We start from the raw sequence: 22,059 nt of genomic DNA on the forward strand, positions 1-22,059 counted from the left end.
AATGGAGACGCCCGCTGCGGGCAGAAGCAGCGGACGTCTCTTTAGCGCCGAGTACGGGGGGGAGCCCCGGCGCTTCGCGAGCTCATTGCTCGCAATCGATCGTGACCTTCAGCCATGGAAGGTCGAGTTTGCACTTGCCCGACTTGGTTTTGGTCAAAACCTTATCCAACGACAGATCGCCGATCTTGATCTTGCCGAGAGCGCCAGCGATGTCGTTGCCGTCGTCCGGCGCGCCGGTATCGTCTTTCGCGGTTTCATCAGCCGGTGCGGTTGCCGGTGCTTGCGCCTGGTCTGGTTTGGCCGCGGGTGCGGCGGCAATAGGCGGCGTTTTTTCGGATGCCGTCGCTTCCGCTTCCTTCGCGGGAGCAGGCATGCTTGCGGACGTAGCGGCGCTCGGTGCGGCCGGAGCCGGGGGCGGCGGGATGGTGCCCGTCGTGATCTCGGGCTTCTTGGTCGCCTCGGTCTGACCGCAGAGTTGCAAGTCCGCGGGCGCGGGCTTCCAGATCATCGTCTTCGACAGGAACTTCATGCCGGCATAGCCGACGACCTTGAGATTGCCGTTGGCGAGCGGCGTCAGCTCGACATCGTATTTTCGGTTTCTCTCGGGCGAAAAGATCCAGCCGTTATCCCAACGACCGGCGCCGACAGAGGCGACGTTGCCGATGACCTGCTTTCCGCAGCCACCTGCATCGGTTGCCGATTTGACCCAAACGACGTTGCCGCACATGGCGCTTCCACATGCCTTGATTTCGACCGCACCGCGGCCGGTGTCGTTCAGCCAGATCCCGGTTGGATCGGAGCCGGCGAATGCACTTCCGGGGACAGCCGCCAATGAGATAAAGGCCGCAACCGGCGCAATGAATTTCATGACCCGCATGACAAGATCCCTTTCACAGAACCGCGTTTGCTTCAGATAATCCGTGTTGCGCTCTTTGTGCCCTAAGCAGCCCACACTGGATGTTCCGGCTGGAACAGGCGTGGGTTGACGCGGGAATCTTCGCATTCGTTAATTCCGCCGTCGGAGAATTTTCTCCGAATACGCATGAAACGAACACCGGTGAGGGGACGTACCGGTTCATGCAAGAGCGGAAAACAGTCGCAATCTGGCGCAGCGATATTCGATCGAATTTTACCGCGTCTCGGCCGCGCTCTTGAATAAAAAAACTTTAACCTTCCAAAACAGGAGCTTGTTCCAATGAAGACGTCAATTTTTGCCGCTGTGCTGCTTGCTATGTCGGCCTCGGTCGCGCTCGCTGCAGAAGATAGCAACCTCACGACGAAAGCGATGAAGGATCTTCCCGGGAATAACAGCGGCGGCACCACCGTTGACCCGACGGCGAAGCCGAATTCCGGCAGCCTTTCTGAAGGACAAATGCAGCGCCAGCCGGGCGTTAACAGCGACAAGACCGGCCAGACGGCGACGCCGAATGCGAAGCCGCAGGATGGTTCTCTCTCCGGTGCGGAGATGGAGCAGAATGCAGGTGCGCATAAGTAATGGTGTGGGAGAAAAGAGGGAGGCACGCGTATTTGCGGCTTCCTTCTCTGATCCCACCAGCGATGAAAAGCGGTTTTTGGCATCGCGCGGACATCTGGTATGATCGCGATGGATGAGCGCCAAGTCAGCAATACGAGCCGCAGGATTTCTCATTTTTTGTTTCGCCGGGCTCTTTTTGGCGAGCCGAGCGTTGACGGGCGAGCGACAAGCGCCCGTCGAGACGCGATGTTCCGGCAAACGCTTTGAAGTGACGGCCGTTTCGGGTGGCACGTCGCCTTACGTTGAGCTTAGCGTCGGGAGAAGAAAGGGCTTTTTTCTTCTCGATTACGGGACGACGGAAAGCTCACTTGCGGGTGATTTTTATCAGGCCGGCGGATCAGATAGCGCCGACATCCGGATCGAAAAGATTTCTTTACCGAGTTTTTCATCCGGCCGGTTCCGGATATCGAAATATGGGCTCGCCGCGACGCCGCCGGGAGGTCAACTCGGGATCATCGGGACGGATTTTCTATCGCTCCTAACCGCGGATTTTTCCTTCCGTCATGATCGCAGGGATGTCGCGTTGAGTGCTTTGCCGTGCGATCGCGAGGTGCTTCGAGCGCGGGGGTTGGTGCCGGTTCGTCAGAAGGGCTTTTTTTCCGGCGACTTGCGCAAAGTTGATGTGGTGATGCCGAACGTTCCCGTGCTTTTCGTCAACATCGGGGGCGTTTTTTCCGCCGCGCAGATCGATACGGGATACGACGATCGCGTTATGCCGCCGTCCATCGACATCAACGACGCGCTTTACGGGGAGCTTGTCGCAGCAGGCATTGCGCTGCGCCGCAAGGGAACCAGCTCGCTCGTGACGTGTCACGGAGTTGTGACCAACGACGTGTATGCCGTCGTGCACGCTGAAATTTCGTTGCGGACGGAGGACGATCGCGAAATCCGTCCGCTCGCAGGCGCGGCCCTGATCCGAAAAAAAGCTAATGGTTGCGGCGGGATCGCCGACATGGCTTCGCCTATGGCGCAACTCGGAATGTCGGTCGTCGCCGGACTCGGATCGGTCGTTTTTGACCCCGCTCGGGAACTCGTTTGGGTTGGGGGGCGCCCCTGACCGGCATCAATATGAGAAGACTATATTTTTGCACTGCGATCCCCGTCGATTCTTTACGGACAGATGCCTAAGTGTCCTCCGTGCGCCGTTGGAGCGCGCGAAAACGGTGAACGATCATGGCAAGTCCCGTATGGATTTATACGCAGCCGACCGGACGCGAGCCGGTGGTGCTTGCGAGGAACAAGCGCGAGAAGAGCGGAGTGGCGCTGATTTTCGCCGTTCTGATCGGCGCCTGCGCGGCGCTGGGCATCGTGCTGTTGGCCAATGGCGGCACACGCGAGCTGACATTGTCCGGTGCCGCGGCAGAGCAGGCCGACAGCCAGCGCTAATTTTCAGAGGGGATTGAGCCATGCTCTCCAGCACGCACCGCGCCCGGCCCATCGAGTATTCCATTCTGCACAATACGAAGTTCCAAGGGCCGGTGATCGGCAGGCTCGACGGGCGCGAATTCTCGGAATTCGTTTTGGATGAATATGGGCGGCTGTTCGCTTATTCGGGTGTTGCCCCGCGTCGGAGCAACGGACAATTCGACGACGCCGCGCTGAAGGATGGGGAATTCATCGTGTTGCCGGGCCTGATCTATAAATATCGCGGCAAGGCGGAGAAGAGACGGCGCGCGGCCTAAAGCTATGATCTCCTGGAATTGAAAGTTCGCAGAGACTCAAAGGTTTCGCGAAGGTTGCGGCTGGGTGCGTAGCCGCTTCAGCGTTTTGGCGAATCAAAGCATATTGTCGTTTATCCTGAATCGTGGGGGCGTGCGGGAGATCATCAGGTCGACGATATTCGCTTTACGGTGGCCAAGATGCGGACGGTGGTTTGCCACTTCTTCAACGAAGAATATTTGCTGCCCTGGTGGCTGGCTCATCATCGGCGCATCTTCGATCACGGCATCATGATCGATTACAATTCGACGGACGAAAGCCGGCGCATCATCCAGGAGATGTGCCCGGATTGGGAAATCGTCACAACGCGCAACGCCTATTTCGATAGCGCCTGCATCGATCGCGAAGTCGAAGATTACGAGCGCACCTGCACCGGCTGGCGGATGGCGCTGAATGTCACGGAATTTCTGTACGGCAACGTTGCGCAGCTCGATAAAATTGTGATTCCGGCGCAGCACTTTCTCGGCAACTATGTTTTCACTCAACCGCGGAACGGCGCGCCGCACGAACTTACGTATTCGCGGCCGCTACACGAGCAGGTGAGTTTCGGTTACTACGAAACGGATCCGCGCCCGTGCGAGAAGCTGAACCTAGGTCTGCGCGCCAGCCGCAGCATTCACAATTATCCCGTTGCTTATGCGCGCGAAGGCGGGCGGCACTGGTATCAGATGCCGACGCTCGATGATCTTGCGATCTTCTATTACGGGTACGCCGTCCTTAACGAGGAAGGCATCGCCCGAAAGCTTCAGATCAAAACCAAAATGAGCCCGGAAGAGCAGAATGCGCGCGGCAGCGAGCATCCGAACATGGTCACGCGCGAGAAGTTTCTGGCCAACATCGATCGCTATCACCGGTCACGGTGCTCGGATCTCGGCGGCGTGCTCGCGCGGATAGCGAGGCATCAATACGCGGCGGCGCCCGCCCTCTGACGGCCGCCACCGCGCGACGTGTTATTTCAGGCCGAGCAGCTCGACATCGAACATTAACGTGGCGTTGGGCGGGATGACGCCGCCAGCGCCGCGCGCGCCGTAACCCAACGCAACCGGAATGATGAGTGTGCGCTTGCCGCCGACCTTCATCGACGCGACGCCTTCGTCCCAGCCCTTGATGACGCGCCCGGTGCCGATCGGGAATTCGAACGGGCTGCCGCGATCGACCGATGAATCGAACTTCGCGCCTTTCTCGCCGTCCTTATAAAGCCAGCCGGTGTAGTGCATGACGCAGATCTGCCCAGTCTCGGGCGTGGCGCCGGTGCCGACGAGGGTGTCTTCGTATTGCAGGCCGGACGGTGTGGTGGTCATGGACGTTCCTTGTGGTTCTGCGATTGCAAGATTGGTGGGTAGAATTGCTCCGCTGAGCGAGAGAGCGGCGGCGATGGCCATCACTGTTGGGAAGCGTGCGTAGGACATATCGGTTCCTTCAAATGTGAGCCGTGTGTCGTCCGGCGGCTGGGACAGGCCCGTCGCCGCGCGATCTCAAGAGATAGCGTAGCTAGGCCGACGCTTCGGATTTCTTCAGACCTTCTTCGAGGCGGCGCTGATATTCGCTCTCTATCGCAAGAACGTGCTGATAGACGTTGTCGAGTTCTTCCTTGCGCGCCTCGTCTTGCGCTTCCTCGACCCATGTTGCGAACTCCTCGCGCAACGTGAAGAGAACGTCGAGGCCGCCTTTGATCTCGCTGAGTTCCTGCTCGGTGGGCGGCTCGTTAGCGGTGGACATCGGGATCGCCTTGGTCGTTGCGTGTGCCGGTCGATATATCACCGGGCGCCGCCTCCGCAAAGGTATTGAGAATTGGTTTTCGGCGTGTCGCGGATGGCCGCTTTCGCGGCCATGACGGGTGGGGCCTATGCGCTGAACTCACCCACCCATCAGCTTCGGAAGGAAGCTTTCGTTTGCGGCGCGAAGTTCGGACAGGGGCAAAGCGACTTCGCCAGTAAGCGCGATGGCGTTGCCGCCAACGCGGCCGACGATACGGGCGGGCAGTTCGAGCAGCCGGGCACGCTCCAACACTTCTTCGGCCTTCTGCGGCGTGACCTCGACGACGTAGCGGCCCTGATCTTCACCGAACCAGACTGCGTGCGACGGAATCTTGCCCTCATAGGCGAAGAGTTCGACGCCTAGGCCCGAGGCTTCGCGCGACAGACCGTTTTTGCCGCCAGCGAGCGCCATTTCGGCGATGGCGACGAGAAGTCCGCCATCGGAGCAATCGTGCACGGCCAGCGCGCGGCCCTCGCGGATCAGCGTGCGGATCAGACGGCCCGCCTTGATTTCGGAATCGAGATCAACGGGCGGCGGCGCACCTTCGAACTTGCCCGCCGCGTATTGCTGATAGAGCGACTGACCGAGGTGGCCTTCCTCGCGGCCGATCACGATCAGCATGTTGCCATCGTGCTTCAGGCGGATGTCGGCGAGCTTGGATGAATCCGGCACGAGACCGACGCCGCCAATGGCCGGGGTCGGTGGAATGCCGACGCCGTTGGTCTCGTTGTAAAGCGAGACGTTGCCGGACACGACGGGATAGGCCAATGCAGTGCAGGCTTCTGCCATGCCGCGGCAGCTCGCGACGAACTGGCCCATGATCTCGGGCCGCTCGGGATTGGCGAAGTTCATGTTGTCGGTGATGGCGAGCGGATCGGCGCCGACGGCCGTCAAATTGCGCCACGTCTCGACGACCGCCTGCTTCGTGCCTTCTTCCGGATCGGCAGTGACGTAGCGGGGCGTGACATCGCACGCGACGGCAATAGCCTTCTTGGTGCCGTGGATGCGAACGACGCCGGCATCGCCGCCGGGACGGCCGATGGTGTCGCCCATCACCATGTGGTCGTATTGTTCCCAGATCCAGCGGCGAGAGGCGAGGTGATGGCTCGCCATCAAATCCTTCAGCGTGCCGACGATCGAGTTTGGCGCGGGCACCCATTCTGGCAGGATCTTCGCGGGCTTTTTCGGCTCGATATAAGGGCGGGTGTATTGCGGCGCCGAGTTGGCGAGCACGGGCACCGGCAGGTCGGCTTCGACGTTGCCCTTATGCATGATGATCATGCGCTGGGTATCGGTTGTCGTGCCGATGACGGCGAAGTCGAGGCCCCATTTCTCGAAGATGGCTTTCGCGTCGTCCTGACGCTCGGGCTTCAGGATCATCAACATGCGCTCTTGCGATTCCGAGAGCATCATTTCGTAAGCGGTCATGCCGGTTTCGCGCTGGGGCACGAAATCAAGATTGAGTTCGATGCCGACGCCGCCTCTGTCGGCCATCTCGGACGTCGACGAAGTCAGGCCCGCCGCGCCCATGTCTTGAATAGCGATGATGCTGTCCGTCGCCATCAATTCGAGACAGGCTTCGATCAGCAGCTTTTCGGTGAAGGGGTCGCCGACCTGAACGGTCGGGCGCTTTTCATCGGATTTGTCGTCGAATTCGGCGGAGGCCATCGTGGCGCCGTGGATGCCGTCGCGTCCGGTCTTCGAGCCGACGTAGACGACGGGCAAGCCAACGCCCTTGGCGGCGGAATAGAAGATCTTGTCCGTCCTCGCGAGGCCAACGCACATGGCGTTGACGAGGATGTTGTTGTTGTAGCCTTCGTCGAAATTCGTTTCGCCGCCGATGGTCGGAACGCCGGTGCAGTTGCCGTAGTGGGCAATGCCCGCGACGACACCCGAGACGAGTTGCTTCGTCTTAGCGTGATCGGGGCTGCCAAAGCGTAGCGCGTTCATGTTGGCGACCGGCCGCGCGCCCATCGTGAAGACGTCGCGCATGATGCCGCCGACGCCGGTCGCGGCGCCCTGGAACGGCTCGATGTAGGAGGGGTGGTTGTGGCTCTCCATCTTGAAGACGACGGCGTCACCGTCTCCGAGATCGACGACGCCCGCGTTCTCGCCCGGTCCCTGGATGACCTGCGGGCCGGACGTCGGCAGGGTCTTCAACCAGACGCGGGACGATTTATACGAACAGTGCTCGCTCCACATGACCGAGAAGATGCCGAGCTCGCAAATCGAGGGCTCGCGGCCGAGGATTTCGAGCAGACGGGCGTACTCGTCCGGCTTCAGGCCGTGTTCGGCAACGATTGCAGGGGTGATCTTGCTGGTGGTGGTCGTCTCGGTCATCAGGATCTCGCCGGGCGCTTGAATTGCGACCGCTTATATGGGGTCGGTGCCGATTTGTCGCCTTTGGGGGGCTCCGAGCCCAATGGCCAAACGTCGCGATGGTTTTAATCTCTCTCCCCTCGGGAGCAGCCAAGGAGCGCGGCTTACTTCGCGTGGTTGGCGAGCCACGCGTTCATCCCGGCGATTTCGCTCTCCTGCGCCTTGACGATGTCTTCGGCGAGTTTCCGCATCTCGGGGTCCTTGCCGTACTGCAATTCGACTTTCGCCATATCGATTGCGCCTTGGTGATGCGGGATCATGCCTTTGACGAAATCGACATCGGCGTCGCCGGTGAAGGACATCGTCATGTCCTTGTGCATCTTCTGGTTCGCAGCCTCGAAGGCCTTCGATGAGGGGGCGGTCTCGGCTGAGGTCGCGCCCATGTCCATCTGCATGTGATCCATGGATTTCATATCCATGTCTTCGGCGGCGGCGGGCGTGGCGGCGAAAAGGCCGAGGCAAAGAAAAGCGGCGATGGATTTCACGGCGGATGTCCTTCGGGCGTTTCAGCTATGGAATATGGTCGGATATGGGAATTTCCCGGCGAGACGTAACCCTGTGACGTCGATCGACCTTATAACGGCGGCTTGTATGATTGTCGCGGACCTCCGGCGACGCAGAGCTTTGCGACGTCCATGAACCCGAAATGAACTTCTACGGTCTTGCCCTGCGGCGGCTCAGCGCTGTGATCCGCGCATCTCAGAGTTGCGGCGATGTGCCATTTTATTTAGCAGAATCTGCGCCCTATATGCCTCCTGATTTGGCAATGTCGGCGAACGGAGGATTGTCTCCGCATCGCCGTCTGAGGGTTCGGAAGGAAGTTTCCAATGTCATCCCGCAAGTTCGTCGATCGCCGGTCGCTGTTCGCGGACGTTTCATTCGCGGATCTATGGCGCGCGGTGCGATATCGCCAGAGCGGCGGCCTGCAGGCCCTTCCGGGGGCGCTCGAAGTCGCGCATGCGTCGCGCTTCGTCGCACAGTCGCAGTTGCTCGCGTCCGACGCCGCGGCCGAGGCTCCGCGAGCTTCGGATCTCCGGCAGGCGGCCTGAACCTTCCTTGTCCCACTCCGGACTTCTGCCCAGCGATCGGGCAGATTGGCACTTTCCGTCCTACCCGTTCGGACTGTGACCGTTTCGCGCTGCAAAAGGCGCAATTCGGGTTTGCGGTGAATGGGGATTTTGCGTGTGAGGTCAGTAGGTTATTTAGTCAGTTGAATGACGACGCTACGTCCAGGCCTTTGGCGTGGATTTGAACATAGATCAATGACGGCGGGTTCGGGGCGGTGCTTCGGGTAGTCCGGCAAGGTTTTAAGGTTCGTCCGCACGTAGTGTTTATCGCAACTGCGAATTATCGGCAGCGGGTTGCCTCGACGCTTCCAAGTCCACGCTTGCAAGCCGTTTGAGCAAAGGGAGGGGGTTACAACTCTCTCCCTTTTTTTATTTTCCATTAAGCACTGATTTCATTGGTTATTCTTGATACCCCCCGCGACCTAGCCGCGCTGTGGGGCGCGCATGATAGAGCTGCTCGGCGCCCCCTGGCGGACCGTCCGCGGATCACCTATCTACACTGTAGAAGAAAGCGGCCCGGGGGCTAATCCCGGGAGTTAGGCGGGGGTCATCCCTGCCGGCTAGCTCAAAACAGGTGATATTATGAAGGCCATCGTGTTCGCTGTATTCAATTCGCTGTCGTTTGGCTCTACGCCCGCCAGTAGGAATCAGCGGCGCGGGAACGCCCGCTAATCAGTGGACGTTTGACTGCACGAGGAAGGAGCCGCGAGGCTCCTTTTTTGTTTCTGGGGGCTTTTGTTTGTGTCCGGCGCCGCGCGTTCCGCGAGCCGGCCGCCACGTGCGGGAAGTTATTGCCAGCGGCCGGAGAGGGCTGGAGCCGAGCGGACATTCAGGAAGATGATTTCCGGACGGAGGCGTGGCGCTGACGCCATCGCGATGATGCGTTTTTCGGTGAGGCGCCGCAGGCTGCGCGAGAGCTGCAGGTAAAGCTGCTTCATGCGAATGAGGCGCATGCTACTGGGCGCTGGGAATTTTTGTTCGCGGTCGATCATTTCGCGGATGCGAGCGGCGCGATCGAGAAGGACCAAGAAGCGACGGGACATGAACTTTCCTCCGGTTCGGAATGATGGAGGTATGTCCGGCGAAAGACTCAAAGCACCGGGCACACCCGATGCGGTCCGACATCGCAACACCATCAAGGTACTGCCAGAGGGGCCCGGTTCCGCAATCTCCCAATGACTTAGGTGGGCTTCGGCGGTGCGCAAGTGAGGGTTCGCAAATGCCACCGAAAGATCACAATTGACCGCCGCGCGACGCCGGTCATGCCGACGGCGGGATCACCCCCGCATGGTCGATCCGCATGAATGGGGCTCCCAGTCCGCATTGGATCATTGCGGCGGTGCGGCATAAGTAAGGGCCTCCGTTCCTAGGTCCTCCCAACTTTTTCCGGCTCCATGCTTGCGACCCTTCTGATCGTTCTGCCTATATTTGCGCTCGTGCTTGCCGGGTGGCTGGCACGCCGCATCGGCGTCCTTGGACCCAACGCGACGACGGAGCTAAACAGGTTCGTCGTCTATCTGGCGCTGCCAGCGCTGCTTTTCGACATCACGAGCCACGCGCATTGGGCCGATCTCTGGCAGCCAGGTTTCATCGCTGTGTTCGGCATCGCCACGGCGCTGATCTTCGCCGCGACGGTCGTCATCCGCGCGCGAGGGACCAGGCACCTGGCGGATGCCGCAATCGACGGGCTCGGCGCCGGATACGCCAACACGGCCTACATCGGATTTCCGATCACGCTTGCCGTTCTCGGCCATCAAGCCATGGCGCCGACGACGATCGCGTCGATCATCACGGTTTGCGTGCTGTTCGGTATCGCGATCATCTTGATCGAAATCGGGCTGCAGAGCGAGGCGCGGGCTCTGCATCTTGCGATGAAGGCCGGCCGGTCGCTGGTTCGCAACCCGCTTCTCGTCGCTCCGGTGTTGGGGGCGCTATTTCCGATCACCGGATTTGACGTGCCAGCTGCGGCGGAGCCGTTCCTCAAAATGCTCGGTGGCGCGGCGTCGCCGTGTGCGCTTGTTGCGCTCGGACTGTTTCTCGCAGCGAAGACGGAGGCAGGCGCCGGTACGACGGCCACGACGGCGATGCTCGTCGGATTGAAGCTTGTGGTGCATCCGATCATCGCGTGGGTGCTTGCGTGCATGGTTTTCGATCTGACGCCGGAACTGACGCGGACCGCCGTCTTGCTCGCGGCGCTGCCGACGGGAACGGGGCCGTTCATGCTTGCTGAGTTTTACGGGCGCGAGGCGGCCGTCACGTCGCGCGTTATTCTCGTCTCGACAGTGATCTCGGTGCTGACAGTGTCCGCATATCTCGCGATGTCGGCGTGAGCGACGCGCTTTAGGCGGCGGCTTCCAGCGTCGAAAGCAGGATGCTTTCGAAGACGCGGCGGCCGTCGGTGCCGCCGAGTGCCGTTTCGTAGAGCCGTTCGGGATGGGGCATCATACCGAGCACGCGGCCGGTCTCGTTGGTGATGCCGGCGATGTTGCGCTGGGCGCCGTTCGGGCACGTTTCCGCGCCGACGTTGCCATCGGCATCGGCATAGCGGAATGCAATCCGGCCTTCGCCTTCGAGACGGTCGAGCGTCTCGCTGTCGGCGAAATAGTTGCCTTCGCCGTGCGCGATCGGAACCTTGATCACTTCGCCCTTACGATAGCACTTCGTGAAGAACGACTGATCGTTCTCGACCTTGAGAAGCACGTCGCGGCAGATGAAGTTCAGCGAGGCGTTGCGCAGGAGCGCGCCGGGGAGAAGGCCCGCCTCGCATAGAATCTGAAAGCCGTTGCAGATGCCGATGACCGGCGTTCCAGCTTTGGCCTTGGCGACAACGTCCTTCATGATCGGCGAGTGGGCGGCCATCGCACCGCAGCGAAGATAGTCGCCGTAGGAAAAACCGCCCGGCAATACGATCACGTCGGACGATGGGACGCTGGCGTCGCCGTGCCAGACCATCTTCGGCGCGAACCCCGTGACGCGCGCAATCGCGGTTTCGACGTCGCGGTCGCAGTTCGATCCGGGAAAGACGATGACGGAAGCGCGGAGCATCCTGGATAGCCTCGGTTAGCAGGTATGATCGCTGACAGGTGTCAATGATTGTCTAGTGTCAGGTAATGCGACTCCGGCCGTATGTCCACTTGCCGACCCGTCGCGGCAGGGGCGTCAGCGCGCGAGCGGCGAAGCTTCCCGCTTCTGGCGCTCGACTTCGGCGCGGGAGGCGTTGGTCAGTCTGGTGTCCTCAGTCTTCACGTCGGCCATGAACGCCGCGAATTGCGCCTTGTCGCCGTAGCCACAGACTTTGCTCTGCGCTGTCCAGACGCCCGTGACCTGCTTCAGGAACTTCCGCAAGACGACGGCGGGATGCGCGGGTTGGCCCCGTTCGGTAAAGGTGATTTCGACGCGCCAGGCATCGGGGGCGTTGACCGTTATGGTATTACCGCTGGCGCCGTTTCCTCGTTCTGCTCCGGGCAGCCACTCCGTCCATTGGTGAAGCCCCTCGAAGCCTATGCTGCAATCGAGATCAGGCGGAGACGGGTGCGCGGAATCGGATAACGCTTGGAATGACCCAAGGGCGACTACGGCAACTCCGATCCGTAGCGCTGGGTGCATCGATCAGCCGATTTCGTAGCTGTAGTTCTCGATCACGGTGTTGGCGAGAAGGTCTTTGCACATCTGCTCAACCATGGCCTTGGCCTTGTCCGGATCGCTCTCCGAAAGATCGACTTCGATATACTTGCCTTGGCGTACGTCGCCGACACCGGCGATGCCGAGTCCCTTGATCGCGCCTTCGATGGCTTTGCCCTGAGGATCGAGCACGCCGTTCTTCAATGTGATTTTGATGCGTGCCTTCATAAGAAGTCCGGTTTTGTCATGCCGGCCGAAGCGAAAAGCCGGTATCCAGCGATGAGCTTGGCGATGTGGCGGAGGTCCTGGATCCCGGATCGGCCAATGGGCCGTCCGGGATAACAGGATCAGAGCTTTTAGTTCGGCTTGCCGTTAACCGGCGCGATCGGGCCGTTGGAGGCCGTGTTCGAGGCGACCAGCACGGGGCCGGCGCCGCGAGGACGCGGGGTCTCGGTCAGAACGCCGAGACGACGCGCAACTTCCTGATACGCTTCGAGGACGCCGCCGAGGTCACGACGGAAGCGATCCTTGTCGAGTTTGTCGCCCGACTGGACGTCCCAGAGACGGCAGCAATCGGGGCTGATCTCGTCAGCAAGAACGATGCGGACCTGCTCGTTGTCGTAGTAGCGGCCGAATTCGACCTTGAAGTCGATCAGACGGATGCCGATGCCGAGGAACAGGCCGACGAGAAAATCATTGATGCGCAGCGCGAGCTGCATGACTTCGTCGATTTCCTGCGGCGTCGCCCAACCGAACGCGGTGATGTGCTCTTCCGAGACCATCGGGTCGTTCAGTTCGTCTTTCTTGTAGTAGAACTCGATGATCGAGCGCGGCAACTGCGTGCCTTCCTCGAGGCCGAGGCGCGTTGAGAGCGAGCCCGCAGCGACGTTGCGCACGACGACTTCGAGCGGAATGATTTCAACTTCGCGGATCAACTGTTCGCGCATGTTGATGCGCTTCATGAAATGCGTCGGAACTCCGATCTCGCCGAGTTTCACGAAGATATATTCAGAGATGCGATTGTTTAGAACGCCCTTGCCTTCGATCAACGCGTGCTTCTTCGCGTTGAAGGCGGTTGCGTCGTCCTTGAAGTGCTGGATGAGGGTGCCGGGCTCGGGTCCTTCATAAAGGACCTTTGCCTTACCCTCGTAAATGCGCCGACGCTTGTTCATTCCTGGACCTCTGAGGATCAACAGATTGCTCTCACTCATTGCGATAACGGATCTTCTCACGAGTTCGTACGCTGACGCTGACGCCTTGATTTTCCAACGTGTTTTCTTCATGTCGGGAATGAAGTGGCGCACCTTTTCGCGCTCGGGTGTCTTGGGCGGACACTAGCCGAACGAGGGGGGCGACACAATGTAGACCATGAGCCGCAGCATCCCTTATGGTGTCTAAAAGCCAAGCCGTTGATTTAGCTCAGAGCGCACGGTAACGCTGCCTTAGATATGCATTAGGTGGGCATCTGCAATACCCGTGTAGCGTGCGAATTAACAGTAAATACAATCAATGGTCACGCCCCCGGTGGGCGCCCGGGAGATCAGGGAGGAGCATGAAATGACGACCTTCGACGAGCGTGAGAAGGGTTTCGAGAGCAAATTTGCCTATGACGAGGGGCTTCGCTTCAAAGCTGAGGCGCGGCGCAACAGGGCTGTTGCGGAGTGGGCCGGTGCGAAGCTCGGTCTCGTTGGCGAGGCGCTTGACGCTTACGTCAAAGAGGTGCGCAAAGCCGACCTCGTGGAAAAGGGCGACGACGATGTCTTCCGGAAAGTGAAGGCCGACCTCGCGGCGAAGGGCATCGCCGTCGACGACACGGAAATTCGTTCGTTCATGGCCGAATCTTTCGCGAAGGCGGTTACGGATATTCAGAATAGCTAAGTCTTTTGTTTGCGCCCGGCTCTCCCGTTGCGGGAGCCGGTTGCCGGGCGCGGCGCGTCAACCCAATTTTTTCAAAAATTGTCCGAACTGCAAAAGACCTTCGGGCCACGGACCGTGACCCGAAGCAATGTTGATGTGGCCGCTTTCGCCAGCGTCGCTGATCGTTGCGCCCCATTTTCCGGCAAGGTATTCGGCGCGCGCGAAGCTGCAATAGAGATCGTTGTTGGCGACGACGACGTGCGAGGGAAACGGGAGCCGCCGCGTGGGCATCGTTTCGAAGCCGCGTGTGCCCTTTTCGGGCGGCCAGCGCTTGCCGCCGGTGTCCGGCCAGAAATTGGCGTAGTCGAGATCGGACGGAGCAACGAGAAACGCGCCGATGACGCCGTTACGCTTCAGTTTATCCGCCGCAAAGACGACAGCGGGTACGCCGACGGAATGCGCGACGACAACGACGGGCTGGGTAGTGCCGCCGGCGAATTTCGCCATCCGGTCGCCCCAGCTTTCGACGTCGGGATTTTCCCAATCGAGCTGAATGACGCGGCGCGCGGTCTTGAGATTGCGTTCCCATCGGCTTTGCCAATGATCGGGGCCGGAATCTTGCCAGCCGGGAACGATGAGGATGTCGACTTCGGATGTTTTCATGGATGACTGTGTGCTTAACCGACCGGGCCGTTCGTGAAAAGAGCGGCAGAGAGACCTAGATCGGGCCGCCTGGCGTGACCGGCCCGATCCTGGCCATTTTCCTTACCAGCGTCGTGGACCTCGGCGAAGCTGGAGCCCGGCCTCGCGGACTTTTCTATCGGCCTCGCGTGCTCGCCGTTCGGCGCTGCAAAGTTCATCCTCAAGGATCAGGCGTTGGGCGAGGCTCGGGTCGCCGACGTCGATGGTTATCGCCAGATCGCCGCCAGCCGTAATCCGCGAGGACAAAGCCAGGTGATGGCCGCGATATAGAATTTGCTGATAGGCGACTTCGATACCGCGCTGGTTTTTCAAAATGGCGCGGATCGCAAGCAACGCGACGTTACCGATGTGGCTGCCGAGCCGTTCGCTGACTTTGCGTGAGGGTTGAATGTAAACGGGAAGATTGGATCGGACCATTGCAGGTTTCCTTCGCAGACGCACAAACGCGCAAGCGGAATTGCTTGGCGCGGCGGAGGCGTTGCGGAAGTCGGCTGCTAATCGGTCATAGGGTCTCTCGTGCTTGATGCGTTTGCCGGTATTGGCCGCCGATAGCAAAAATTTCTCTCGGCATAGAATGCCTAAATACCAACATTGCGGCATCTCCGGGGACAAAAGATCCAGCGGAGCGGTGTTCAGTTCGGGAACCGCGCAGGGGGCATGACGTTGCGCGATGAGGAACTGTTCATAGGCCGAGGAGACGCCCCCAATGAAGATCACGAATCTCGAAGACCTGTTCAACCATACGCTCGAAGATATTTATTTTGCCGAAACGAAGCTTGTCAAAGCGCTGCCGAAAATGGCGAAGGCGTCGGATTCTCCAGCGCTTGCCAAAGCCTTCATGGGTCATCTTGAGGAGACCAAGGAGCATGTGACGCGCCTTGAGCAAGTGTTCGAAAAGCTCGGCCGCAATGCCAAGGCTACGGAGTGTCCAGCGATTAAGGGCATTCTAACCGAGGGCGATGAACTGATGTCGGAGATCAAGGACGCCGATACGCGCGATGCGGCGATGATCGCGGCCGGACAAGCGGCCGAGCATTACGAGATCACCCGTTACGGTACGCTCGTTTCGTGGGCGAAGCTTCTCGGTCACAAGGACATCGCGACCATCCTCGAAAAGACGCTCAAAGAAGAATACGGCGCCGACGACAAGCTGACGAAGCTCGCGGAAGGGCGGCTCAACAAGGAAGCCGCCTGAGTATTTCGCCTGCATTACTAGGAAGCGTGCCCTCACCATCGTCGTGCCGACGAACGTCGGGATGACGATGTGAGGCGTCCGTTTCGGTCATCTAGCGCTTATCGTCCATCGCGAGCGGCGGCTGAAGCGGGGCTGAGACGAGATAGAGAACGTAGGTCGCTCCGCTGGTGCTGCCGTTGTTACGGGTCAGCGTGGCGACCTTGCTGATGTTGGCGAACTTCTTCCGCAGAAGCGGGAGATCGACGCGTCGTTCGAGTTCAACGTAGAGCGCGGGCTTGGAAAGCAGTGCATCCGGCAACGGCGGCAGGAAGATATACCGGATGCGCTCGTCGAGCTGAGCAACTTCGCTCCGACCTTTGATGCCCATCATAAGCTGGCCGGTCGTCGCGTAGCTCGATGTTGCGAGCCATGCCGCGCCCGTTTCCTCGCGCGTTTTTTCGATGGCATCGGAGAGGGCCGGCCAACCGCGCATCTGCTCCGTTGGATCTTTCGCCGATTGAAAAAGGGGATGAAGCGCGTGAATGTAGACGAGCGCGGTCGTGGCGAAGCCGAGTGCCAGGGCGCCGACGAATGCCGCGCGCCGCCAAGCCATGGGCACCACAGTTAGGCCGAGCGCGGCGCAAATCGCGAAAAACGGATAGAGCGGCCCTGGCCAGTTACCTTGCACGCGGTCATGGAGTGCGTGGATGCAGAAATAGAGCAGCATCGGCACGATTGCCGCCGCGAGCAAAACATCGCTTTGGCGGCGCTGCGAGATCGCGGCGCGTATAACGCCGATGAAACCGACCAGCGCCAGCGTCGCGATCAGCGGGCTCTCAAGCAGCGCGAAGCCACCGATCAACTCTATCAGGTAGCTCAATCCAGCGGAGCCGCCGTGGGCGACGCGTCCGAACTGTTTGGTGAAGGATGCCCAGTCGTGCTCGGCGTTCCAGATGACAACGGGGCTGGCGACGAGCGCCGCGATGATGCCGCCGATCCAGAGTTCGGGGGCGCGGAACCATTTGCGATTTTCGGGAGTCGCCAGCAGCCAGAGCAGGATCGTACCGCCGAGGAAAAGGTTGGTATATTTTGACAGAAGGCCGAGACCGGCGAAGAGGCCGATCGCCAGCCACCATTTTGCGTTTCGGCCGCGATCGAGTTCGGCGATGCCCCAAACGACGAGCCCTGCGAAAAGTACGGACGGCAGATCGGGCGTAACGATGATGCCGCCGACCGCGAGGAGCGGCATCGCCAGCATGATCCAGACGGCGCAGCGCGCGATGTCCGGTCCGTAAAGCAGCAATGCCGTTCGCCAAAGCACCGCCGCGCCCGCGAGCACGATGAGCGGCGCGAGCAGGCGCACGCCGAGGGTGCCGTCACCGGCGAGGGCGCGTCCGGCTCCGATGATCCAGGCGACCATCGGCGGGTGATCGAGGTAGGAGAGTGACGGCGCCAGCGACCAGATTCGATAGTAGGCTTCGTCGTCGACGAGGCCGGTATAGCTCGCGATCGCGAGGCGGACGACGGTCAGTCCGAGCGCAGCGGCGAGCAGAAGATTGTTCGCGGCTCGGCTGTCGCGAATTTTCGCGTCCGCCGGGGCGGCGACTGGCGTCGAAGCGGCGACCATCAGCGCCGCCAGGTGATCGCGGAACTGACGGCGTAGTTGAAGACCGAAGCCATTAACGCGCCGGCGATGCCCGCGCGCCACCAGTTCGGATCGTGATTGTAGACGAGGTCGGCGACGCCGATGTTGGCGAGTGCGCCGACGCTGCAGACGACATAAAAGGTCAGCAGGCCGCGGACCGCTTCAACGCCGCTCAAGCGACGATCGCGGAAGGTCAGGCCGTTGTTCAGGAAGAAATTGAACGTCATGGCGACGAAAGAGGCGAAGATCTGGGCCACATTGAATGATGCGCCGCCCAGGATGATCGCGCTTCGGAGCGCCGCCAAATGAATGATGAGACCCGTCGCGCCGACGAAGGCGAAAAGGAAAAAGCGGGGAGGCACCCAGTTGCCGGAAACCTTGGCGAGAAGCAGCCCGAGGAAATCTGCGATTACGAGACCGTCGAGCTTCGATTTTCCGACTTTTCGCGGCCGGAACACATACGGCTTTTCGGAAACGCGGACGCCTGACGGGACGGACGCAAGAATATCGAGAAGAAGCTTGAAGCCGCCGGGCGATAGCTTCGGCGCGACGGTGTCCATGATGTTTCGCTTCAGCATGAAAAAGCCGCTCATCGGATCGCTGACGTTGGTGTGAAGCAGCGCGTTCGTGAGCTTGGTCGCGAGGATGCTCGACAGGCGCCGCGTTTCCGAGAAGCCGGCCTCGGCGTCGCCCGATTGGTCATAGCGGGTGCCGATGACGATATCCGACTTGCCACTTTCGATGTCTTGCAGCATGGCGATCAGAAGTTTTTCGTCGTGCTGGAGGTCGGCGTCGACGACCGCCACGATGTCGGCGCTGGCGGCGAGCATGCCTTCGATCACGGCCCCTGCCAGGCCGCGACGACCCACCCTGCGCATGGCGCGGACGCGACCGTCCTGTTCGCCGATTGCGCGGATGACGGCTGTCGTGCCGTCGGGGCTGTCGTCATCGACGAAGATGACCTCCCAACTGATGCTGACCAGGGCCGCATCGAGGGCCGCGATCATCGATGCGATGTTGCCCGCTTCGCAATAGGTGGGAATGACGACGGAGAGACGCGGGCGGGCCACGGGGGCCGTCGCGTGTGTTCCGGCGAATGGGATCGCGGATGCCTGGGTAGTGATTTTCACTTGGGGATCGGAGGTCACCACGGGCTCCATTGAGCCAATGGATCTGGTCCGGGTTGGGCGTCGACGGCAACCTTTCGCGCGATCGCCTTAAACAGCAGATAAATGCAGGCGACCGTCAGGGCCATCGTGACGCCGGCAAAAATCACGTCGGATAGGAAATGCGCGCCCTGCGATAAGCGTATGAGGCCGGAGAAGAAGCCAACTAGAACGCCGGCTGCGATGAGCCTGCGGCCACGACCCGGAAAGAGAAAAGCGGCCGCGAAGAACGCCGCGTACATCATCGAGGCTTCGCCCGCGACGAACGAACAATTGCGGTCACATTGATCGGACGGCACGAGCGGCAAAGTATAGGTTTTCGAGCCGCCGAACTCGGTGATATGGACCGGCCGAGCGCGTCCCCAATTGTCCTTGAGGATGAGGTTGCCGACAATCAACGGGCCCATCACGAGGCATAGGGCGAGGAAGAGCCACTTCAGGAAGCCCAGCCCGAACACGGGACGTTTGAGAATGAGCGACGCCATAAGTCCGATCGCGTTGAGGATGCAGACGCCGACGAACGAGACGTAGAGGAACAAGCGCACGACGTCGGGGATGGTTCTCGGCGGTCCGCCGGAGAATATCCCGCTGCCCTTTCCGGCGAAGACGCCGCCGCCTTTGTAAAAGTACTCGGACGTTTTTATGTCGATCTGGGGAAATGCAAAAAACAGGACGCCGGAGACGGCACCCACAATGAGCGCGCCCCAAATGAGCAACGAGACGTTGCCGTTCGCGTCTTGGTCCTGAAGTTCAGCTCGAGATAGTGCCGTGGTCATCGTCCCCATCGGGTTCGCTGCTTTCCGTCCGAGGTTCGCTTAGACTTTCGATTTGAAGATGTCACGCATAAGCATTTCGCGCACCATCTGGCCTAGGCCGCGCCTTGCTCTATGGGACGTGCCTGCTCACCGTTCAGCGTATCGAACAGAATCTGGATGCTGGCGGCCGTAATGGCCATCAGGACGCCTGCAAAAATGACGTCCGATAGGAAATGTCCGCCCTGAGACATTCGCATGAGGCCCGCAAGGCTGCCGGATACAATGCCGAGCCTGACGAAATTGCGCGAGCGGGATTTGAACATCAGGGCTGCGGCAAACATTACGATGAAAATCGACGAAGCCTCGCCCGATACGAATGAACAGTTGTAATCGCACTGACCCGAGGGAGGAAACGGCGCCGTGAATGCCTTTGAGCCATCGAATTCAACGATGTCGCGGGGGCGGGCGCGGCCCCAATGGTCCTTGAAGCCGATGTTGGCGACGACGAGTGGGCCGGTTATCAGGCAGAGAGCAATAAAGAGCCACTTGCCAACGGTCAGGTCGAGCCACGGACCGGCGTTCCGTGCCGCCATCACCAGTCCGAGGATGGTTACCGCACAGATCAGGTAGAAAAAAATGTTAAACGCCAATCGGATAGACGGGATCAGGAAGCCGGCGTTGCCGATGAAATGGCGGTCGCCCAGATAGAACAGACGCGCCAAAGTCAAGTCTATGCCGGGCGCAACCGTAAAGAGGACCAGCGCCAGACCCCCGACGATCAGCGCGCCCCTCAGCATAGCGCTTGCCGTGACGTACGGTTGGACGTCCGTCTCGTCGACGCCATCCAGGCGCTCGTCCGAGTCGAAAACAAACTTCGGCGCCCACATCACCAACTATCCCGACTAACCCCCGACCTGAGGGAAAATCGTCAGCAGACGTGTCAGCGGCGTGTCAGTTTTCTTACTATTTGGTGACGTTGGTCGATTAACAGCCGATCAGTCGGTTCAATAGCTCCCGAATACGCGCCGGAAAATCGTATCGACGTGGGCGGTGTGGTAGTCGATGTCGAACATGGCATCGAGGTCGCCGGGCGCAATCTTCGCCGTCACGTCCGGGTCCGACTTGAGTTCGGTCAGGAAGTCCTTGCCGAATTCCCACGTCTTCATGGCGTTACGCTGAACGAGAGCATAGGCGTCCTCGCGGCTGACACCGGACTGTGTCAACGCGAGCAAGATGCGCTGGGAATTGTGCAGGCCGCCAAGCTTGTCGAGGTTCTTCTTCATGTTCTCGGGGTAGACGACAAGCTTCTCGATGACGCCCGCGAGGCGTGCGAGCGCGAAGTCGAGGGTGACGGTCGCGTCCGGCCCGATCATCCGCTCGACGCTCGAATGAGAGATATCGCGCTCGTGCCAGAGGGCGACGTTCTCCATGGCGGGGATGGCGTAGGCTCGGACCATCCGTGCCAGACCGGTCAAATTCTCGGATAGCACCGGGTTGCGCTTGTGCGGCATCGCCGACGAGCCTTTTTGGCCAGGCGAGAAATACTCTTCCACTTCGAGCACTTCCGTCCGCTGCAGATGCCGGATCTCGATTGCGAGACGTTCGATGCTGGACGCGACGACGCCGAGGGTCGCGAAGTACATGGCGTGGCGGTCGCGCGGAATGATTTGCGTGGAGACCGGTTCGGGAACGAGGCCCATCTTCTCGGCGACGTATTCCTCGATGCGCGGGTCAATGTTGGCGAAGGTGCCGACGGCGCCGGAGATGGCGCAGGTCGCGACTTCCTTTCTCGCCGCGACGAGACGCTCACGCGAGCGCTGGAACTCGGCATAGGCAAAGGCGAGCTTAATGCCGAACGTCGTCGGCTCGGCATGAATGCCGTGGCTGCGGCCGATAGTGACTGTATTCTTGTGTTCGAACGCCCGCGTCTTGAGGGCCGCGAGCAGACGGTCGATATCGGCGATCAGCAGGTCGGCGGCGCGCACCAACTGGACGTTGAGGCAGGTGTCGAGGACGTCCGACGACGTCATCCCCTGGTGGACGAAGCGGGCTTCCGGGCCGACATGCTCAGCGAGGTGGGTCAGGAACGCGATCACGTCATGTTTCGTAACGGCTTCGATTTCGTCGATCCGTTTTACGTCGAAAACGGCGGCCGAGCCTTTTTCCCATATCTTTTTTGCCGCAGCCTCCGGAATTATTCCAATCTGGGCGCTCGCGGTGGCGGCGTGGGCCTCAATCTCGAACCAGATGCGGAAGCGGGTTTCGGGCTCCCAGATGCGGGTCATCTCGGGGCGGGAGTAACGGGGAATCATTCAGCTAGATCCTTGATGCGATGCGGGAGGCGTAGCAGACGGGCCACTCCGCATCAATCACGCGAGGCGAAATCCCGAAGACTTGCGGGTGGTCCCGTGAAAGCGGCGAATGCTGCTCTGCACCTAATGCTTTGCAATAATTTGTGAAGAGATATCCAAATGTCGCCAGTCTATCGCCACGAATAGCTGAGCTAATTCCCACCATATGAGGGTGGCAATTCAGTTTCTTGTTCAGCTAATATTCAGGGCAGTTTAGCCACACTTATAAAATTCGTCGGACGACGTCTGATTATCGCGTTCTATTCGACGATAGGTGGGCCTAGATTGGTAGGCCCAAGGGAGTAATGAGTCGGGGCGTACGCGGATGGTT

At 60.2% G+C, this 22,059-nt stretch carries 26 protein-coding genes; 9 read left to right on the forward strand and 17 right to left on the reverse strand.

The genetic code is table 11. The annotated features are described in order from the left end of the window. Nucleotides 1-82 precede the first annotated feature (82 nt). Entirely contained in the window at nt 83-877 is a 795-nt protein-coding gene (locus tag WC811_RS18235) for a DUF2147 domain-containing protein (RefSeq protein ID WP_372646810.1), read from the reverse strand. A 318-nt stretch (nt 878-1,195) separates the two neighbouring features. On the opposite strand from WC811_RS18235, the gene WC811_RS18240 reads away from it, so the two are divergent. The 5 genes from WC811_RS18240 to WC811_RS18260 all read left to right on the forward strand — a co-directional run bounded on the left by WC811_RS18240 (nt 1,196) and on the right by WC811_RS18260 (nt 4,182). Further along, entirely contained in the window at nt 1,196-1,495 is a 300-nt protein-coding gene (locus tag WC811_RS18240) for a hypothetical protein (RefSeq protein ID WP_372646811.1), read from the forward strand. Between the two features lie 190 nt (nt 1,496-1,685). Continuing rightward, complete coding sequence (locus WC811_RS18245; RefSeq protein ID WP_372646812.1) at nt 1,686-2,591, forward strand: hypothetical protein; 906 nt, start codon at nt 1,686-1,688, stop codon at nt 2,589-2,591. A gap of 116 nt (nt 2,592-2,707) precedes the next feature. Further along, entirely contained in the window at nt 2,708-2,920 is a 213-nt protein-coding gene (locus WC811_RS18250) for a hypothetical protein (RefSeq protein ID WP_372646813.1), read from the forward strand. 20 nt (nt 2,921-2,940) lie between these two features. Continuing rightward, nucleotides 2,941-3,216, forward strand: a complete 276-nt coding sequence (locus WC811_RS18255; protein WP_372646815.1) for a hypothetical protein — start codon at nt 2,941-2,943, stop codon at nt 3,214-3,216. 177 nt (nt 3,217-3,393) lie between these two features. Further along, nucleotides 3,394-4,182 carry a glycosyltransferase family 2 protein gene (locus tag WC811_RS18260; RefSeq protein WP_372646817.1) on the forward strand — a complete coding sequence of 263 codons (789 nt, stop codon included), beginning with the start codon at nt 3,394-3,396 and terminating at the stop codon, nt 4,180-4,182. A gap of 21 nt (nt 4,183-4,203) precedes the next feature. On the opposite strand, the gene WC811_RS18265 is transcribed toward WC811_RS18260, so the two are convergent. The 4 genes from WC811_RS18265 to WC811_RS18280 form a co-directional block, all read right to left on the reverse strand. Further along, on the reverse strand, nt 4,204-4,662 hold the full coding sequence (locus tag WC811_RS18265; RefSeq protein ID WP_372646818.1) for an FKBP-type peptidyl-prolyl cis-trans isomerase: 459 nt from the start codon (nt 4,660-4,662) through the stop codon (nt 4,204-4,206). Nucleotides 4,663-4,744: 82 nt separating this feature from the next. After that, the gene (locus tag WC811_RS18270; RefSeq protein ID WP_372646820.1) at nt 4,745-4,972 is read right to left on the reverse strand and encodes a hypothetical protein; all 228 of its coding nucleotides are present in this window, start codon (nt 4,970-4,972) and stop codon (nt 4,745-4,747) included. Nucleotides 4,973-5,110: 138 nt separating this feature from the next. Then, nucleotides 5,111-7,351 (reverse strand): phosphoribosylformylglycinamidine synthase subunit PurL, encoded by a 2,241-nt coding sequence (gene purL, locus WC811_RS18275; RefSeq protein WP_372646821.1) that lies wholly within the window; start codon nt 7,349-7,351, stop codon nt 5,111-5,113. 143 nt (nt 7,352-7,494) lie between these two features. After that, nucleotides 7,495-7,809 carry a DUF305 domain-containing protein gene (locus WC811_RS18280; RefSeq protein WP_372647131.1) on the reverse strand — a complete coding sequence of 105 codons (315 nt, stop codon included), beginning with the start codon at nt 7,807-7,809 and terminating at the stop codon, nt 7,495-7,497. 408 nt (nt 7,810-8,217) lie between these two features. Here WC811_RS18280 and WC811_RS18285 point away from each other — a divergent pair, with 408 nt between their 5' ends. Beyond that, on the forward strand, nt 8,218-8,439 hold the full coding sequence (locus tag WC811_RS18285; RefSeq protein WP_372646822.1) for a hypothetical protein: 222 nt from the start codon (nt 8,218-8,220) through the stop codon (nt 8,437-8,439). A gap of 806 nt (nt 8,440-9,245) precedes the next feature. On the opposite strand, the gene WC811_RS18290 is transcribed toward WC811_RS18285, so the two are convergent. Beyond that, entirely contained in the window at nt 9,246-9,500 is a 255-nt protein-coding gene (locus tag WC811_RS18290) for a hypothetical protein (RefSeq protein WP_372646824.1), read from the reverse strand. A 351-nt stretch (nt 9,501-9,851) separates the two neighbouring features. On the opposite strand from WC811_RS18290, the gene WC811_RS18295 reads away from it, so the two are divergent. Beyond that, on the forward strand, nt 9,852-10,787 hold the full coding sequence (locus WC811_RS18295) for an AEC family transporter (RefSeq protein WP_372646825.1): 936 nt from the start codon (nt 9,852-9,854) through the stop codon (nt 10,785-10,787). Nucleotides 10,788-10,797: 10 nt separating this feature from the next. Here the strand turns inward: WC811_RS18295 and purQ are convergent, their stop codons facing one another. The 4 genes from purQ to purC form a co-directional block, all read right to left on the reverse strand. Beyond that, the gene (gene purQ, locus WC811_RS18300) at nt 10,798-11,502 is read right to left on the reverse strand and encodes a phosphoribosylformylglycinamidine synthase subunit PurQ (RefSeq protein ID WP_372646826.1); all 705 of its coding nucleotides are present in this window, start codon (nt 11,500-11,502) and stop codon (nt 10,798-10,800) included. A gap of 114 nt (nt 11,503-11,616) precedes the next feature. After that, complete coding sequence (locus WC811_RS18305) at nt 11,617-12,063, reverse strand: hypothetical protein (RefSeq protein ID WP_372646828.1); 447 nt, start codon at nt 12,061-12,063, stop codon at nt 11,617-11,619. Nucleotides 12,064-12,066: 3 nt separating this feature from the next. After that, nucleotides 12,067-12,306, reverse strand: a complete 240-nt coding sequence (gene purS, locus WC811_RS18310) for a phosphoribosylformylglycinamidine synthase subunit PurS (RefSeq protein ID WP_372646830.1) — start codon at nt 12,304-12,306, stop codon at nt 12,067-12,069. Between the two features lie 128 nt (nt 12,307-12,434). Further along, nucleotides 12,435-13,250 carry a phosphoribosylaminoimidazolesuccinocarboxamide synthase gene (gene purC / locus WC811_RS18315; RefSeq protein WP_372646831.1) on the reverse strand — a complete coding sequence of 272 codons (816 nt, stop codon included), beginning with the start codon at nt 13,248-13,250 and terminating at the stop codon, nt 12,435-12,437. A 385-nt stretch (nt 13,251-13,635) separates the two neighbouring features. Between purC and WC811_RS18320 the strand changes: the two genes are divergently transcribed. After that, the gene (locus WC811_RS18320; RefSeq protein ID WP_372646832.1) at nt 13,636-13,956 is read left to right on the forward strand and encodes a DUF1476 domain-containing protein; all 321 of its coding nucleotides are present in this window, start codon (nt 13,636-13,638) and stop codon (nt 13,954-13,956) included. Nucleotides 13,957-14,013: 57 nt separating this feature from the next. Here WC811_RS18320 and WC811_RS18325 read toward each other — a convergent pair whose 3' ends face one another. Both WC811_RS18325 and WC811_RS18330 read right to left on the reverse strand, forming a co-directional pair. Next, on the reverse strand, nt 14,014-14,598 hold the full coding sequence (locus WC811_RS18325; protein WP_372646834.1) for an RBBP9/YdeN family alpha/beta hydrolase: 585 nt from the start codon (nt 14,596-14,598) through the stop codon (nt 14,014-14,016). Nucleotides 14,599-14,700: 102 nt separating this feature from the next. Further along, a complete protein-coding gene (locus WC811_RS18330; RefSeq protein WP_372646835.1) occupies nt 14,701-15,054 on the reverse strand; it encodes a hypothetical protein in 354 nt (117 codons plus the stop codon). Between the two features lie 289 nt (nt 15,055-15,343). Between WC811_RS18330 and WC811_RS18335 the strand changes: the two genes are divergently transcribed. Next, nucleotides 15,344-15,832 carry a ferritin-like domain-containing protein gene (locus WC811_RS18335; protein WP_372646836.1) on the forward strand — a complete coding sequence of 163 codons (489 nt, stop codon included), beginning with the start codon at nt 15,344-15,346 and terminating at the stop codon, nt 15,830-15,832. Between the two features lie 91 nt (nt 15,833-15,923). On the opposite strand, the gene WC811_RS18340 is transcribed toward WC811_RS18335, so the two are convergent. From WC811_RS18340 to purB, 5 genes are all read right to left on the reverse strand, one after another. Beyond that, nucleotides 15,924-17,438 carry a glycosyltransferase family 39 protein gene (locus tag WC811_RS18340; RefSeq protein WP_372646837.1) on the reverse strand — a complete coding sequence of 505 codons (1,515 nt, stop codon included), beginning with the start codon at nt 17,436-17,438 and terminating at the stop codon, nt 15,924-15,926. Continuing rightward, nucleotides 17,438-18,604 carry a glycosyltransferase family 2 protein gene (locus tag WC811_RS18345; protein WP_372646838.1) on the reverse strand — a complete coding sequence of 389 codons (1,167 nt, stop codon included), beginning with the start codon at nt 18,602-18,604 and terminating at the stop codon, nt 17,438-17,440. The genes WC811_RS18340 and WC811_RS18345 overlap by 1 nt, the downstream gene beginning before the upstream one ends. Next, nucleotides 18,601-19,398 carry a phosphatase PAP2 family protein gene (locus WC811_RS18350; protein ID WP_372646840.1) on the reverse strand — a complete coding sequence of 266 codons (798 nt, stop codon included), beginning with the start codon at nt 19,396-19,398 and terminating at the stop codon, nt 18,601-18,603. Before WC811_RS18350 ends, WC811_RS18345 begins: the two co-directional genes overlap by 4 nt. Before the next feature lie 92 nt (nt 19,399-19,490). Beyond that, nucleotides 19,491-20,264, reverse strand: coding sequence for a phosphatase PAP2 family protein (locus WC811_RS18355; protein WP_372646842.1), 774 nt, complete (start codon nt 20,262-20,264; stop codon nt 19,491-19,493). A gap of 117 nt (nt 20,265-20,381) precedes the next feature. Next, a complete protein-coding gene (purB, locus tag WC811_RS18360; RefSeq protein WP_372646843.1) occupies nt 20,382-21,689 on the reverse strand; it encodes an adenylosuccinate lyase in 1,308 nt (435 codons plus the stop codon). Nucleotides 21,690-22,059 lie beyond the last annotated feature (370 nt).

This window comes from Hyphomicrobium sp. (assembly GCF_041659645.1).
Lineage (GTDB): Bacteria > Pseudomonadota > Alphaproteobacteria > Rhizobiales > Hyphomicrobiaceae > Hyphomicrobium_B.

Excerpts from the sequence above, each read along its gene's own strand:
- WC811_RS18255 (WP_372646815.1), top strand. The coding sequence starts at position 2,941 with ATGCTCTCCAGCACGCACCGCGCCCGGCCCATCGAGTATTCCATTCTG.
- WC811_RS18295 (WP_372646825.1), top strand. The coding sequence starts at position 9,852 with ATGCTTGCGACCCTTCTGATCGTTCTGCCTATATTTGCGCTCGTGCTT.
- WC811_RS18335 (WP_372646836.1), top strand. The coding sequence starts at position 15,344 with ATGAAGATCACGAATCTCGAAGACCTGTTCAACCATACGCTCGAAGAT.
- WC811_RS18290 (WP_372646824.1), bottom strand. The coding sequence starts at position 9,500 with ATGTCCCGTCGCTTCTTGGTCCTTCTCGATCGCGCCGCTCGCATCCGC.
- purC (WP_372646831.1), bottom strand. The coding sequence starts at position 13,250 with ATGAACAAGCGTCGGCGCATTTACGAGGGTAAGGCAAAGGTCCTTTAT.
- WC811_RS18340 (WP_372646837.1), bottom strand. The coding sequence starts at position 17,438 with ATGGTCGCCGCTTCGACGCCAGTCGCCGCCCCGGCGGACGCGAAAATT.
- WC811_RS18320 (WP_372646832.1), top strand. The coding sequence starts at position 13,636 with ATGACGACCTTCGACGAGCGTGAGAAGGGTTTCGAGAGCAAATTTGCC.
- WC811_RS18260 (WP_372646817.1), top strand. The coding sequence starts at position 3,394 with ATGCGGACGGTGGTTTGCCACTTCTTCAACGAAGAATATTTGCTGCCC.
- WC811_RS18235 (WP_372646810.1), bottom strand. The coding sequence starts at position 877 with ATGCGGGTCATGAAATTCATTGCGCCGGTTGCGGCCTTTATCTCATTG.
- WC811_RS18350 (WP_372646840.1), bottom strand. The coding sequence starts at position 19,398 with ATGACCACGGCACTATCTCGAGCTGAACTTCAGGACCAAGACGCGAAC.
- WC811_RS18355 (WP_372646842.1), bottom strand. The coding sequence starts at position 20,264 with ATGTGGGCGCCGAAGTTTGTTTTCGACTCGGACGAGCGCCTGGATGGC.
- WC811_RS18305 (WP_372646828.1), bottom strand. The coding sequence starts at position 12,063 with ATGCACCCAGCGCTACGGATCGGAGTTGCCGTAGTCGCCCTTGGGTCA.
- WC811_RS18240 (WP_372646811.1), top strand. The coding sequence starts at position 1,196 with ATGAAGACGTCAATTTTTGCCGCTGTGCTGCTTGCTATGTCGGCCTCG.
- WC811_RS18325 (WP_372646834.1), bottom strand. The coding sequence starts at position 14,598 with ATGAAAACATCCGAAGTCGACATCCTCATCGTTCCCGGCTGGCAAGAT.
- WC811_RS18265 (WP_372646818.1), bottom strand. The coding sequence starts at position 4,662 with ATGTCCTACGCACGCTTCCCAACAGTGATGGCCATCGCCGCCGCTCTC.
- WC811_RS18250 (WP_372646813.1), top strand. The coding sequence starts at position 2,708 with ATGGCAAGTCCCGTATGGATTTATACGCAGCCGACCGGACGCGAGCCG.
- purQ (WP_372646826.1), bottom strand. The coding sequence starts at position 11,502 with ATGCTCCGCGCTTCCGTCATCGTCTTTCCCGGATCGAACTGCGACCGC.
- purB (WP_372646843.1), bottom strand. The coding sequence starts at position 21,689 with ATGATTCCCCGTTACTCCCGCCCCGAGATGACCCGCATCTGGGAGCCC.
- WC811_RS18280 (WP_372647131.1), bottom strand. The coding sequence starts at position 7,809 with ATGGATATGAAATCCATGGATCACATGCAGATGGACATGGGCGCGACC.
- WC811_RS18285 (WP_372646822.1), top strand. The coding sequence starts at position 8,218 with ATGTCATCCCGCAAGTTCGTCGATCGCCGGTCGCTGTTCGCGGACGTT.
- WC811_RS18330 (WP_372646835.1), bottom strand. The coding sequence starts at position 15,054 with ATGGTCCGATCCAATCTTCCCGTTTACATTCAACCCTCACGCAAAGTC.
- purS (WP_372646830.1), bottom strand. The coding sequence starts at position 12,306 with ATGAAGGCACGCATCAAAATCACATTGAAGAACGGCGTGCTCGATCCT.
- WC811_RS18270 (WP_372646820.1), bottom strand. The coding sequence starts at position 4,972 with ATGTCCACCGCTAACGAGCCGCCCACCGAGCAGGAACTCAGCGAGATC.
- purL (WP_372646821.1), bottom strand. The coding sequence starts at position 7,351 with ATGACCGAGACGACCACCACCAGCAAGATCACCCCTGCAATCGTTGCC.